Source organism: Mammaliicoccus sp. J-M40 (assembly GCF_022386395.1).
GTDB lineage: Bacteria > Bacillota > Bacilli > Staphylococcales > Staphylococcaceae > Mammaliicoccus > Mammaliicoccus lentus.
Window position 1 is genome coordinate 16,781 of record NZ_JAJNIQ010000014.1, and the last position, 12,670, is coordinate 29,450.

Annotated in this window: 15 protein-coding genes; 11 read left to right on the forward strand and 4 right to left on the reverse strand. The window is 31.2% G+C overall.

The genetic code is table 11. The features are described from left to right. Positions 1 to 45: 45 nt before the first annotated feature. Both LQ688_RS12505 and LQ688_RS12510 read left to right on the forward strand, forming a co-directional pair. Positions 46 to 900 (forward strand): HAD family hydrolase, encoded by an 855-nt coding sequence (locus LQ688_RS12505; RefSeq protein WP_218688299.1) that lies wholly within the window; start codon positions 46 to 48, stop codon positions 898 to 900. Between the two features lie 199 nt (positions 901 to 1,099). Next, positions 1,100 to 1,759, forward strand: a complete 660-nt coding sequence (locus LQ688_RS12510; RefSeq protein ID WP_239724388.1) for a haloacid dehalogenase type II — start codon at positions 1,100 to 1,102, stop codon at positions 1,757 to 1,759. 58 nt (positions 1,760 to 1,817) lie between these two features. Here LQ688_RS12510 and LQ688_RS12515 read toward each other — a convergent pair whose 3' ends face one another. Beyond that, complete coding sequence (locus tag LQ688_RS12515) at positions 1,818 to 2,765, reverse strand: hypothetical protein (RefSeq protein WP_228064739.1); 948 nt, start codon at positions 2,763 to 2,765, stop codon at positions 1,818 to 1,820. A 181-nt stretch (positions 2,766 to 2,946) separates the two neighbouring features. Between LQ688_RS12515 and LQ688_RS12520 the strand changes: the two genes are divergently transcribed. From LQ688_RS12520 to LQ688_RS12530, 3 genes are read left to right on the forward strand one after another with little or no spacing between them, the layout of a single operon-like run. Beyond that, positions 2,947 to 3,480 carry a CHAP domain-containing protein gene (locus tag LQ688_RS12520; protein ID WP_016998489.1) on the forward strand — a complete coding sequence of 178 codons (534 nt, stop codon included), beginning with the start codon at positions 2,947 to 2,949 and terminating at the stop codon, positions 3,478 to 3,480. A 12-nt stretch (positions 3,481 to 3,492) separates the two neighbouring features. Continuing rightward, on the forward strand, positions 3,493 to 4,134 hold the full coding sequence (locus tag LQ688_RS12525; protein ID WP_070044995.1) for an SDR family oxidoreductase: 642 nt from the start codon (positions 3,493 to 3,495) through the stop codon (positions 4,132 to 4,134). Positions 4,135 to 4,158: 24 nt separating this feature from the next. Continuing rightward, positions 4,159 to 4,893, forward strand: coding sequence for a metallophosphoesterase family protein (locus tag LQ688_RS12530; RefSeq protein WP_103269332.1), 735 nt, complete (start codon positions 4,159 to 4,161; stop codon positions 4,891 to 4,893). A 57-nt stretch (positions 4,894 to 4,950) separates the two neighbouring features. Here LQ688_RS12530 and LQ688_RS12535 read toward each other — a convergent pair whose 3' ends face one another. Further along, entirely contained in the window at positions 4,951 to 5,898 is a 948-nt protein-coding gene (locus LQ688_RS12535) for a cation diffusion facilitator family transporter (protein ID WP_064205086.1), read from the reverse strand. A gap of 21 nt (positions 5,899 to 5,919) precedes the next feature. Continuing rightward, entirely contained in the window at positions 5,920 to 6,219 is a 300-nt protein-coding gene (locus LQ688_RS12540; protein WP_082892515.1) for an ArsR/SmtB family transcription factor, read from the reverse strand. 136 nt (positions 6,220 to 6,355) lie between these two features. Between LQ688_RS12540 and LQ688_RS12545 the strand changes: the two genes are divergently transcribed. From LQ688_RS12545 to LQ688_RS12565, 5 genes are all read left to right on the forward strand, one after another. Beyond that, positions 6,356 to 6,670 (forward strand): CHY zinc finger protein, encoded by a 315-nt coding sequence (locus LQ688_RS12545; RefSeq protein ID WP_239724387.1) that lies wholly within the window; start codon positions 6,356 to 6,358, stop codon positions 6,668 to 6,670. Between the two features lie 111 nt (positions 6,671 to 6,781). Further along, a complete protein-coding gene (locus LQ688_RS12550) occupies positions 6,782 to 7,279 on the forward strand; it encodes a hypothetical protein (RefSeq protein ID WP_016998483.1) in 498 nt (165 codons plus the stop codon). A gap of 74 nt (positions 7,280 to 7,353) precedes the next feature. After that, positions 7,354 to 8,790 carry an MDR family MFS transporter gene (locus tag LQ688_RS12555; protein WP_016998482.1) on the forward strand — a complete coding sequence of 479 codons (1,437 nt, stop codon included), beginning with the start codon at positions 7,354 to 7,356 and terminating at the stop codon, positions 8,788 to 8,790. Between the two features lie 117 nt (positions 8,791 to 8,907). Further along, entirely contained in the window at positions 8,908 to 9,972 is a 1,065-nt protein-coding gene (locus LQ688_RS12560) for a YkvI family membrane protein (RefSeq protein WP_016998481.1), read from the forward strand. 47 nt (positions 9,973 to 10,019) lie between these two features. Next, positions 10,020 to 11,054, forward strand: a complete 1,035-nt coding sequence (locus tag LQ688_RS12565) for an alpha/beta hydrolase (RefSeq protein ID WP_239724386.1) — start codon at positions 10,020 to 10,022, stop codon at positions 11,052 to 11,054. A 61-nt stretch (positions 11,055 to 11,115) separates the two neighbouring features. Here LQ688_RS12565 and LQ688_RS12570 read toward each other — a convergent pair whose 3' ends face one another. Continuing rightward, complete coding sequence (locus LQ688_RS12570) at positions 11,116 to 11,619, reverse strand: GNAT family N-acetyltransferase (protein ID WP_016998479.1); 504 nt, start codon at positions 11,617 to 11,619, stop codon at positions 11,116 to 11,118. A 120-nt stretch (positions 11,620 to 11,739) separates the two neighbouring features. Between LQ688_RS12570 and LQ688_RS12575 the strand changes: the two genes are divergently transcribed. Beyond that, positions 11,740 to 12,663, forward strand: a complete 924-nt coding sequence (locus tag LQ688_RS12575) for an NAD-dependent epimerase/dehydratase family protein (protein ID WP_239752838.1) — start codon at positions 11,740 to 11,742, stop codon at positions 12,661 to 12,663. Positions 12,664 to 12,670 lie beyond the last annotated feature (7 nt).

Genomic DNA, 12,670 nt, shown 5'->3' on the forward strand with positions numbered 1-12,670 from the left:
TTCCGTGAAATAATAATAATGGAAATAAACTTTGGAGGATTATACATGACAACGCAAGTAGTTTTTTTAGACATGGACGGTACGATTTTAAATGAAGATAATAGAGTAACAAATTACACAACTCAAATTATTAAAGAGGTACGTAATAAAGGTGTGAAAGTCTTTCTAGCAACCGGTCGCGCATATGACGAGATACACTATCTTGTGCCAGATGATTTTGAAGTAGATGGTATTTTATCTTCAAATGGAGCAGTTGGTTATATTGATGGTGAAGAAATATTTAAATATCAGTTAGAAATGGATACAGTACATAAATTAATTGATTTAGCTGAAGAACACCAAATATATTATGAGTTATTCCCTTATCATAAAGATAGAATAGCTTTAAATCGTGATAAAGCATTATTAGTTTCAGAACTTGAGCAGTCAGATGATGCAGATGTAGAAATTAATGAATGGAAATCGAGATTAGAAGCAATGAAAGATAAAATCACTTGGGTAGATGAAATACCAAATGATGCCTATTCTAAAATCTATTTCTTCAAAAAGTTTCACACTGATATCGATAGATGGGAAAAAATAGTTGAACCTTTAAAAGAAACTTTAAATATATCAATATCAAATTCAACACCTTGTAATTTAGAAACAATGCCTAAAGGCGTTAATAAAGCGACAGCTATTCAAAAAGTTTTAACGCATTTCGAAATAGAAGAAGATGCTATAACTTATGCTATTGGTGATAGTGATAATGACAGACAAATGTTAGAACATGTAGATAATCCTATCGTAATGAAAAATGCACCAGATCATATTAAGCTACTAGGTAAAGAAGTAACACAATTATCTAACCTCGAAAATGGTGCAGCAGAATTTTTAAAACTTAAATTTTTATCTGAATAAAACATAAGAATCTCATACAAAAATAATTCTCCTAATCTGTTAGTTTAAAAATAACGGGTTAGGAGAATTATTTTGGTTAGAAGTCATATTTTAGCCGTGTAATTTACGTAGATGTAAGTAGTGCACAATTTATTTGGAACGATTGAAATAATAATGTTCGGATATATTAATAATAGTACTCGTTTGAAGGAGTGATACTATGATTAAAGCGATAGTATTTGATATATATGGAACATTATTTGATATCGATAGTGTTAAAAATAAGTGTGAGAAGTTATTTCCGGGCAACGGAGAAAAAATCGCAAAAGCTTGGCGACAAAAGTTAATTGAATATATTCACGTAAGACAATTAGTAAATCAATATAAACCTTTCAGTCTCGTAGTAAAAGACTCACTTGAGTATGTATTAGATAGAAATGAATATGATTACGATTCAGAAGATGTATCTGAATGTGTAAACGAATATAATAAGCTAGAAGCTTTTCCTGAAACTGAACAAGTTTTAAATCAGTTAGAGAATATAGATAAGATTGTATTTAGCAATGGAAATGAAGAGATGGTATTAACTGTTTTAGAACATGCATATATAGAAGATAAATTTAAACATATTGTAGCTTTAGAAGAAATAGGACTTTATAAGCCAGATTCAAACAGTTATAAATATTTATATGAAAAATTAGATTTAAACAAAGAAGATATTTTATTTGTTTCTTCTAATAAATGGGATATTATTGGTGCCCAGAATTTTGGATATAAGACAGCATGGATTAATAGATATTTGACGGAGTTTGAACATATCGATGTTGAACCTGACTATGAATACCAGACTTTATACGGTTTAATTTCTTTAATAAAATAATGAAAAAAACTGAGAATCACCAAATTAAAGGTTTGATTCTCAGTTTTTTATTAATCATTTATTCATCAGGTTGATCATTTTGTGGGTATAGTGCATTTTTATTTTTATGATAGAAGTTCATTGCACTTCCGTACATGATATAACTCATAGCTATTAAATAAACAAATGCGAAAATATAAGCGAAGATGCCAAGTAATATTTTTAGTACGTCAGGAAGTAATGATATTATAAGCGCGGTAATAACTGCGATTATAGCGAGTATGATATAAGCAACAATGAAATATAATACATTACTAAATAGTAATTTCCACGCACTTTTAGGACCTTTACTTGTAATGTTCCAACCTATAGATAATTTATTTAGTGTTGGCAGTGATTGTTGGTCAATATGTACAAGAACCGTATTAACTAAGAAAATGACAACATAATAAATTGGTATGTAAAGCGCAAAGATGATTAACATCATAAGTAACATAATAATTAAGAATGATACTGACATAGCACCAAAGTTATTTTCGTTTATAAACGCAGCTGAAGTACCAAATATCGCGATAAATATCAATTCTACAATAAACACAACGATATATAATACAATTGCTAATGCAACAGAAATGACAAACATAATTGCAGTTAGTTTAAGTGTCTTTACGTATTTACCTTTCTTGAAGAATAATAACAAATCAGAAAATCTTGGCGCACGTCCTAAGTCTGTATCTTTATAATATTTTAAGAACCCATAAGTCATAGGTATTAAGACAAAAACATATAATAATAAACTAACGATAAAACCTATTACCATAGATATTAAAAAGGCTACGATACCTCCGCCTGAAGGCTCGCCAGAGAAATCTTGAGAAGATATCATGCTAATGGCACCTATTAAAAATATAACACCTGGCACTAACATGATGATACCAAGAACAATTGACGTTAATATTGAAAGGAGAACTGTCTTTAAATGAAGTCCTCGACCATTTCGCCAATAATCTAAATGAAATTCAAACATATTGATCACTCCGTATTCTATTTTATATCAATAGCGTAACATAAAAAGTTTTATAAATGTCATAATATTGTCAAAAATATGGATGAAGATAAAGTTAATATAATTATCATAATAAGCAGTTTGTTTGATATCATATTAAATTACTCATATATTGAGGGTAGATTAAATTTAGGAGTGAGCTATGAAGAAGTTATTTCGTTTCACGATGTTTATCGTTACTTGGGTTATAATCATTACGATGCTTATCTTATTCAAGCAACAAGGTGGCTTCAACTTTGTAACCCAATATGTTGATAATATTCAAAAAGAAATGCGACAAAAAGAAATAGCATCACGAACAGAACAAATTAAACAAAAAGATAAAACTGATGACCGTTCACTAGGTAATTTCTATCAAGAAGGACAATGTACTTTTTATGTATTTGAAGAACGCTTAAAAATAGATAAAAGAATCCCAACTTCGTGGGGAGATGCTAAACACTGGGCGGAAAGGGCTAAAAAAGATGGCTTTAAAGTGAATGGTAAGCCAGCAAAAGGTTCTATACTGCAAACAGATTATGGTGATTTAGGTCATGTAGCAATTGTAAAAGAAGTACACTCAAATGGTAATATAGTTGTATCAGATATGAACTATGAGAAACCATATGAAGTAACAAAAAGAGTTATTACATCGGATAGATTGCATAATTATCAATTTATCCATGAAAAAATATAAGGAGTGTTTTATATGAATATATTCGTTATAGGTGCAAATGGACAAATCGGTAGATTACTTGTAAAAGATTTAGTAGAAGAAGGTAATCAAGTAACAGCAGGAATAAGAAAAACGAGCCAAGCTAGCTATTTTGAAGAAATAGGCGCTAAAACAGCTTCTCTTGATTTAGAGTATGACGATATTGATGATATTGCTGAAAAAATTAAAGATGCAGATAAAGTTGTTTTCACTGCTGGTTCTGGTGGACACACTGGTGCTGACCAAACAATTATTATTGATTTAGATGGTGCTGTGAAATCAATAGAAGCAAGTAAACGAGCTAATATTGAACACTTCGTTCTCGTTTCATCATTTGATACAAGACGTTCAGCATTCGAAGGCGATTTAAAACCTTATACAATCGCAAAACATTATGCAGATGATCATTTAAGAAGATCTGAACTACCTTATACAATTGTACATCCTGGCTTATTAACTAATAATGAGGGCACTGGAAAAGTTGAAATAGCAGGAGAAGTTGAACGTGGAGAAGTCCCTCGCCAAGACGTTGCTTCAGTTATACAAGCTGTTTTAAATAACGATGGTACAATCGGAAAAGAATTCCAAGTTGTTACTGGAAATATAGATATAACAGAAGCAGTGAATCAACAATAATAGTGTGATTTAAGGAGATGTATTATGGTTAAATTTGCTATTTTAACAGATATACATGGTAATTATGATGCTTTAGAAGCGGTAATAAAGGATATAGATAGTCGTTCTGATATAGAACACATTTATAATTTAGGTGATAATATCGGAGTTGGTCATAAGACGAATGAAGTATTGGACCTTGTTACAAATCGCAAGGATATGACCAATATTGCTGGAAATCATGATGAAGCAATTATGGCAGTAGCTCATAATGAAACATATCCTGAAAGTCTTAAAAATAAATTTTACGAACACCATCAATGGATAGTAGAACATCTTGATTCTAAATTTTATACTTTTTTAGATCAATTAGACCGAGAAATCACAAAAGAAATAGATGGACTGAATTTTTACTTTACCCATTATCGTATATTAGAAGAAGATATGGATAAGCATATAAGTGAAGATCCGTTTCAACCAATCGTTGAACCATCTTTAGAACATGTTCATGGCTTATTTAATGGTATAGATGCAGACTTTGTTACATTTGGACACAATCATGTGTTACACCATTTTGATGATATTGAGACGATTTATTTTAACCCTGGTTCAGTAGGCCTTAACAACGGTGCTTACGCCGTGTATGGTATCGTTGAAGTTAAAGATGGTGCAATAAATGTTGAACGTATTAAAGTACCATATGATAACCAAGCATTTTTAGATGGCTTCGAAGAAAAGAACGTTCCAGGAAAAGAATTGATATTTGAATCATTTATTTAAATAAAAAGCCTTCCTTTTAAAGTAGATACTTAAAGGGAAGGCTTTATAATATTTAATTTAATGCACATGTTCAGTTGTTTCCATACAACATAATAATGAATCGTCATGTTGATGATTTGGTGTTTCTAACTGTATTGTCGCATGATGAATAGATTTATGACTTAATTTGTGATTGATTTCTTCTATTATATTGTCACATTCTGAGACAGTTTTTTGGCTATCTACAACAGCATGACAACTTAAAGCTGTTAAGTCACTTGTTATTGACCAGATGTGTAAATCATGTATATCTATAATGTCAGGATGTGATTTAATAGTTTCGGTTATTTCGTTAACATCGATGTTTGGCGGCGTACCTTCCATTAACACGTTGAGTGCTGATTTTGTAACCCCATAGCCACTCTTAATAATAAGAAGTGCCACAATAACACTTGCGATTGGATCGGCTAATCTCCAACCAAATATAATCATAATTAAAGCTGCTGCAATTGCACCGACAGACCCTAATAAATCACCGAGTACATGTATAAAAGCGCCTCTCATATTTAAATTATCTTTCGTGTCAGAGCCTTTAAACATTAACCAAGCTATGAATAAGTTCACTATTAAACCTATTGTACTGATTATAAGCATCCCAGTTGATGCCACTTCAGGAGGATTGAAAAATCTTTCAAAAGCTTCGTAAAAAATATATAAACTAATGGCGATTAAAAGTACACCATTAATTAATGCAGCTAGTATTTCAAACCTGCGATACCCGTAAGTTTTCTTATGATTTGCAACGCGTTCGCCAAATTTAAACGCCATAAGTGCTATAAATAGTGAAATAGCATCACTTAACATATGACCAGCATCTGATAACAGAGCTAAACTATTTGTAATATAACCACCAATTACCTCTACTATCATAAATAAACCAATAATAATAAACGAAATGAGCAATATTTTTTTGTTATTAGTATGCACATGGTTATGTGCATGATCGTGGTGATGATCGTGTGACATAAATTTTACCCCCAAATATATTTAATGTTTAGCATGCTCTATAGCTTGCTTTAGCAGTAAAATCACATGGTCATCATCTATAGAATAATAAATACTTTTTCCTTCGCGATCGAATTTAACCAGTCTTAAATTTTTTAAAAATCTAAGTTGGTGAGAAACAGAAGACTGACTTAAAGAAAGTGTTTCTGCTATACAGCCTACAGAATGACGACCAGTACATAGTAAATGCAATATTTTTACGCGAGTTGGATCGCTCAATGCTTTAAATGTTTGAGAAACTAATAATAATGTTTCTTCATCTAATAAATTAGATTGTGTCATAGTGTACTCCTTTTCATATGAATATGTGTTCATATATAAATATATAACATAAAACATTAAAAGTCAAAGCGTATAAAATTGACAAAGTATACTTTATTATGAGAAGTTTTAAATATTATAAATTGAGGAGGTACACATGGTTAACATACACGGTTTAACTGTTGACGATGAGTCGAGATGTACACATTACCATACGCCACTTGATATCATAGCAATAAAATTTAAATGCTGTAATAAGTTTTATCCATGTTATAAATGTCATAATGAAAATGAAAATCATGAAATAATAAGATGGGAAAAAGATGAATTTGATGAACAAGCAATTTTATGCGGTGTCTGTAATCAAACAATGTCCATTAATGATTATATGTTAAGTGAGGTATGTCCGCACTGTTCTGCAAGATTTAATCATAGATGCAAATATCACCATCATATTTATTTTAAAATTTAAAATATACCAGTTTTTGAAAGTATTTATAATAAAAACGTGTTATAATATTTTTAACCATAAAATTGAGAGTTAACTTCGATAGATGTTGCATAGAGAGAAGGAGGACATTGAATGAAAGATTTGATTAAAGGTCATATATTAAGTGGCGAATTTGATACTGCATATAGATTGATGTCCGAAGTGGATTTCTTAGAATTTGAAGAACACTTTATTTCAGCAGCTCATGAAGATGAAAGTACAATGTTTTATACTTTTATACTCGATTGCATAAAAAGAGAAGAAACGAATGAATTACACGATTTAGCATTTCTTCTACATGTATATCCATATAGTGATCATGAAGGTGCTTTCCATACAGCTTATTATCACGCAGAGCGTTCTATGATTCTTACAGAACATAAGGAAGTGAAGAGTTTGTTACAGATGCTTTTATTACATGCTATTCCTGAACCTTTGCTGACTGATAAACAAGCTTTTGACTTAAGTAAACAAATTTTAAAATTAGATCCAGAAAATAAAGTAGCAAGAAACATAATGAAAGAAACTGCTAAGCGTATGGATCAAGTTGTAGTTGATTTTTCTCAACTGTCTAAATTCAATAACGCTTAAACCTAGTCAATTGACTAGGTTTATTTTTTATGGCATCATAGGAAAGTTAAAAAAATAAAAATTAGGAGAAAGACATGGATAATAAATTTAAGAGAAGAATCATAATGATAGTGTTCCTAGTGGGAACATTTTTTATGATTTTAAATGAAACACTTTTGAATATAGCATTAAAAGAGCTAATGTCTGTATTTAATGTAGATGCACCAACTGTGCAATGGATGGCAACTGGTTTCATGTTGGTAATGGGTGTGTTAACGCCGTTATCAGCAATCGTTAACCAGTGGTTCCCCACAAGAAAACTATTTTTAGGGTTAGTTGTTATATTCTCAATTGGAACATTAATTGCGGGATTGGCATTGAATTTCCCAATGTTATTAGTCGGAAGAATGGTTCAAGCTGCAGGTACGGGACTTATGATACCTACTGTTATGAACGCCATGCTGATGCTTTATAAAGAAAGTGAACGCGGGAAGATTATGGGTCAATTTGGTTTAGTTATAATGTTTGCTCCAGCATTAGGCCCAACGTTATCGGGAGTTATCGTTGATTACCTAGGTTGGAGATGGTTATTTTTAATTGTTCTTCCATTTATGTTATTTACATTTATATTTGCTTATAAATATTTACAAAATGTAGGAGAGGTTACAAAACCAAAAGTCGATATTGCATCAATTGTAATGTCTACAGTAGGTATTGCTGGTATCATATACAGCGTTTCATCAGTTAGTTCAATTGAAGGTGGTTTTACGAATCCAGCCATCTACATTACATTGATCGTGGGCGCAATTTCAATCGTTTTATTTGTTTTAAGACAATTTAAACTTGAAGAGCCAGTATTGGATTTAAGAGTATTTAAATATCATAATTATACTAAAGGTGTTATCATATTCGTTGCTGTTATTATGACGATGTTTGCTTCGGAAATTGTAATGCCTATGTATCTACAAGGTCCAATGGGCTTTAGTGCAAAAGTAGCTGGTCTCATTCTATTACCTGGTGCATTATTAAATGGTTTCCTTTCACCGTTTATGGGAGCTATTTTTGATAAAGTTGGGCCAAGAAAACTAGTTGTACCGGGATTACTTTTATTATTAGGTGTGTCTATTTTTTACGCAAACATTCATCCAGGTATATCGGTATGGGTATTTGTACTTGTTTATATTATATTGATGGTCAGTATATCAGCTGTACTTATGCCTGCTAATACTAATGCTTTAAATGCGTTACCTAAAGAAATGTATCCACACGGAACAGCTGTATCTAATATGCTTCAACCAATAGGTGGAGCATTAGGTATTGCAGTATTTGTGAGTATTATGAACGGTGGACAAACTGCAGCTTTAGAAGGCATTAAAAACCCTACAACAGAAGATGTAAACCAAGCGATGACTATTGGATTACATCAGTCTTATTGGTTCGCTATTGTATTATTAGCTTTAGTTGTAATTGTTGGTTTCACAGTTACGAGAGCTAACTATAGCAAAACTTTAGAAAGTAAAAGTGAACAATAAATGTAAAAATATAAAACCTCTTACTTAAGTAAGAGGTTTTCTTAATCTTAATGAATATTTTTAAAAACAGTGGGTATAAGATTATATGTTGATTCAATTAAATGAGGAGGAACATTTGTGTCAAATGTAAAAGAAGCAACTAAAATTGGTTTTGCCTATGTCGGAGTCGTGGTAGGTGCAGGATTTTCTACTGGTCAAGAAGTGATGAAATTCTTCACTCATTATGGCTTATATGGATACATAGGCGTTATTATTTCAGGGATTATGTTGGCCTTCTTTGGTAGACAAGTCGCGAAAATTGGTACGGCGTTAGATGCTGATGACCATAGCTCAACTATTAATTACTTATTCGGAAAATTCGGTGTCGTGATTGATTATGTATTAATCTTTTTCTTATTTGGTATATCCGTCACGATGATTGCTGGCGCAGGCTCTGCATTTGAAGAAAGTTTCAGTGTCCCAACTTGGTTGGGGGCGTTAATAATGTGTATTGTTATATATATAACATTATTATTAGATTTTGATAAAATAGTTAAAGCTTTGGGTGTCGTAACACCATTCTTAATCATTGTCATTCTAATTATTGCAGGCTATTTCTTTGTGAATGGTCATGTAAGCATTAGTGATATAAATTCAACTGTAAAACAACCAAGTTTATTATGGGGGATTTTACAAGGATTTATTTACGGTGGTTTAGCATTTTCAGTAGGATTTAGTACTTTAGTCGCTATAGGTGGCGATGCTGATAAACGACATATTTCAGGTTTAGGTGGAATTATCGGCGGTGTTATTTATTTAGTATTATTAGGTTTAATCAATTCAGGTTTACTATCAGAATACCCAAACATCATCGGAGTAGAAATACCAACTTTAGCCTTAGCTAGAACGATTTCTCCAATAGTTGGTTTAGCATTATCGATTATCATGTTAATGGTAATGTATAACACAATATTAGGGCTAATGTATTCATTTACTGCTAGATTTACAGTGCCTTTTTCTAAACAATATATTGTATTACTTACTATAGCAATGGTAGCAGCTTATGGACTTAGTTTTGTTGGGTTCTCATCACTTATCGATAAATTATATCCAGCTATGGGTGTTATAGGTTTAGTTATCTGTGCGGCTATATTATTTAAGTATATTTTAAGGAAAAAAGACAACAAAAAACATATCGCATAAAATTATTGTATATGTTAAACTATCTTCTTACATGAGGAAGTGAACATATGAAAAGAAAGAAACGACGATTGTTTATTTTAATAGTGGTGATCATCGTTGTTATAAGCGGTTTCTATATCTATAACAAATATCAAGAACATAAACAACGTGAAATGCAGTTGCAAGCTCAAAAGGCAAACCAGTTGCTACTTAATAACAAAAAAGTTCAACTTTCACGCGATGTGGCATATGGGCACGAAGCTCCAAATAGCCAAATGGATATAATAACACCATCCAATATTAAAAAAGGTGAAAAATTACCTGTTATTTTTTGGACGCATGGGGGCGGATTTATAGCTGGCGATAAAAGGCATAAAAATCCTTACTTAGCGCAAATTGCAGAGCAAGGATATATTATTGTGAATGTTAATTACGCGTTAGCACCAGCTTCTAGATACCCAACGCCTATACAACAATTAGATCAAGCTACAAAATATACACTCAAAAATAGAAACAAATTTAACATTGATCATAGACAAATCGTATATGGTGGAGACTCAGCCGGTGCACAGATTGCAAGTCAATATGTTGCACTACAAACAAATCCAAAATTACGACAACAAATGGAAATGAAACCAACAGTTAAACGTAAATACCTTAAAGGTGTTATATTATTCGGTGGTTTATATAATATGCAAACTGTTAGAAGTACGGAATTTCCTAGAATTGATTTATTTATGACAAGTTACACAGGCTCTGAAGAATGGGAAAGAAACTTTTCTCAAATTAATCAATTATCTACAGTTGAACAGATTACAGATAATTATCCTCCTACATTTTTAACAGTAGGGGATGCAGATCCATTTGACCCACAAAATAGAGAATTTAACGATGTACTAAAAAAATATAATGTTCAAACAACAACAACATTCTTTGATGGTACACACGGATTACGTCACCAATATCAATTTCATATGAACTTAAAAGAAGCTAAGAAAAATTATAATAATGTAATGATGTTCTTAGGTGCGAACACTAATAAGTCACCATATGAAAATAATACAAAGCGTGAATCTGAAACTGTAGTAAAAAAAGATAAATAAAAACTAACAGGCTAAGACAATTATTTGTCTTAGCCTGTTAGTTTTATATAGGTGGATGATTTTATAAAAGTTTAGCCATTACAAATTCATCATAATATTTTTCATTAAAATACAAAGTATCTTTTTTTCTACCTTCATTTTTAAAACCAAACTTCTCATATAAGCGGTAGGCGGGTTCATTTTCTGTAACAACTGTTAGCTCTAATCGATGGAGCTGTCTTTCTATCGCCCAAGACTCAGATTTTTGTAGTAATTTATAGCCGATTCCTTTATTTCTAAATGTTGGTAATAGACCCATTGCTAATTTTGCAGAATGTTGGTTTCTATGTGTACGACCGCCTTGAATAGTAACATAACCGATTAAGACATCATTTAGTTCAGCAACGATTATAGTAGAATTACTTGTAGTAATCATCTCTTCTAAAAATAATGTTTGGTTTTGTATAGAAATTTGATGTTCACCAGGATTGAACAAAAGATATTCTGACTGGTTAATAACGCTATCTAATAATTTGTTGAAATTTTCAACGTCATTTATTCTAATTTCTCGAATGATTTCCTCCATAAAATATCTCCTATTTCTATTTATTATTTATAATCAGTGTTATATTTAGGGTAATTAAAGTTTAAAGTTATAATCAGTATAACATATGTGTAAAGACCGTTAATAAAGGAGTGTTTCAACATGAAACCGAATGTATTAATCTCTGGTGCTTCAGGATATATAGGTAAACATTTAATTCATACTTTAAAAGATATAGGCAATTTATATGCTATTACAAAATATGAAGAAGATATGACTGAAGAAGATGTGTTATGGAGAAAATGCGATATTTTTGTTTTGAAAGATATGATAGAAGCATTAAAAGATATAGATATTGCAATATATTATTTAGATCCAAATAAAAAATCTGCAAAATTAACTCAAAGTAATGCAAGAAATTTAAACATTATAGCTAGCGATAATATGGCAAGAGCATGTAAAGCAAATAATGTTAAACAAATCATATATATTACAGGCTCTCCTTTTGATCAAGAAACAATTCAAACTTTAAAATCATACGGCACAGAAGTTATCGAAACAGAACAATCTATTAAACGACCTGCTGTTTCTATTGAATTGCAAAGGTCGAAATATGATGATGTTAGAAGTGTACATCGTATGCCATTACCGTATTCATGGAATCTAGAACAAGGTATGGAATACTATTTTGAATGGTTAGAAGAAACAAGTGGCACGCTTGTAAGGATTAAACATTACAAAGATACTTATTATATTTATTTTAAGCATAGTAATAAACCATTATTACAATTACAAAGAGAACGTCATGATATTGGTGATGATATAATACAATTTAAAGTAGTAGGCGGCACACTAGCTGTAAATATGTACGAAGATAATGGCATTTTAGAATTTAGACGTTTTAAAGAAACGAATGAATTTATGGTTCATTTATTTAATTATATACCTAGAATTCCTTGGGGGATTTATTATTTATCTCAAGCACCTATTCATAATGTTACATTAAAAGGATTTGAGATTGATTGTAGAATTAAAGATTTTCAATTACGTTCAGAGGCAGGAGAATCAAAAAAATATACTAAGTAGAGGGATA

Bases quoted from the DNA above. Each gene is read 5' to 3' on its own strand.
- LQ688_RS12505 (WP_218688299.1), top strand. From the start codon at position 46: ATGACAACGCAAGTAGTTTTTTTAGACATGGACGGTACGATTTTAAAT.
- LQ688_RS12510 (WP_239724388.1), top strand. From the start codon at position 1,100: ATGATTAAAGCGATAGTATTTGATATATATGGAACATTATTTGATATC.
- LQ688_RS12515 (WP_228064739.1), bottom strand. From the start codon at position 2,765: ATGTTTGAATTTCATTTAGATTATTGGCGAAATGGTCGAGGACTTCAT.
- LQ688_RS12520 (WP_016998489.1), top strand. From the start codon at position 2,947: ATGAAGAAGTTATTTCGTTTCACGATGTTTATCGTTACTTGGGTTATA.
- LQ688_RS12525 (WP_070044995.1), top strand. From the start codon at position 3,493: ATGAATATATTCGTTATAGGTGCAAATGGACAAATCGGTAGATTACTT.
- LQ688_RS12530 (WP_103269332.1), top strand. From the start codon at position 4,159: ATGGTTAAATTTGCTATTTTAACAGATATACATGGTAATTATGATGCT.
- LQ688_RS12535 (WP_064205086.1), bottom strand. From the start codon at position 5,898: ATGTCACACGATCATCACCACGATCATGCACATAACCATGTGCATACT.
- LQ688_RS12540 (WP_082892515.1), bottom strand. From the start codon at position 6,219: ATGACACAATCTAATTTATTAGATGAAGAAACATTATTATTAGTTTCT.
- LQ688_RS12545 (WP_239724387.1), top strand. From the start codon at position 6,356: ATGGTTAACATACACGGTTTAACTGTTGACGATGAGTCGAGATGTACA.
- LQ688_RS12550 (WP_016998483.1), top strand. From the start codon at position 6,782: ATGAAAGATTTGATTAAAGGTCATATATTAAGTGGCGAATTTGATACT.
- LQ688_RS12555 (WP_016998482.1), top strand. From the start codon at position 7,354: ATGGATAATAAATTTAAGAGAAGAATCATAATGATAGTGTTCCTAGTG.
- LQ688_RS12565 (WP_239724386.1), top strand. From the start codon at position 10,020: ATGAAAAGAAAGAAACGACGATTGTTTATTTTAATAGTGGTGATCATC.
- LQ688_RS12570 (WP_016998479.1), bottom strand. From the start codon at position 11,619: ATGGAGGAAATCATTCGAGAAATTAGAATAAATGACGTTGAAAATTTC.
- LQ688_RS12575 (WP_239752838.1), top strand. From the start codon at position 11,740: ATGAAACCGAATGTATTAATCTCTGGTGCTTCAGGATATATAGGTAAA.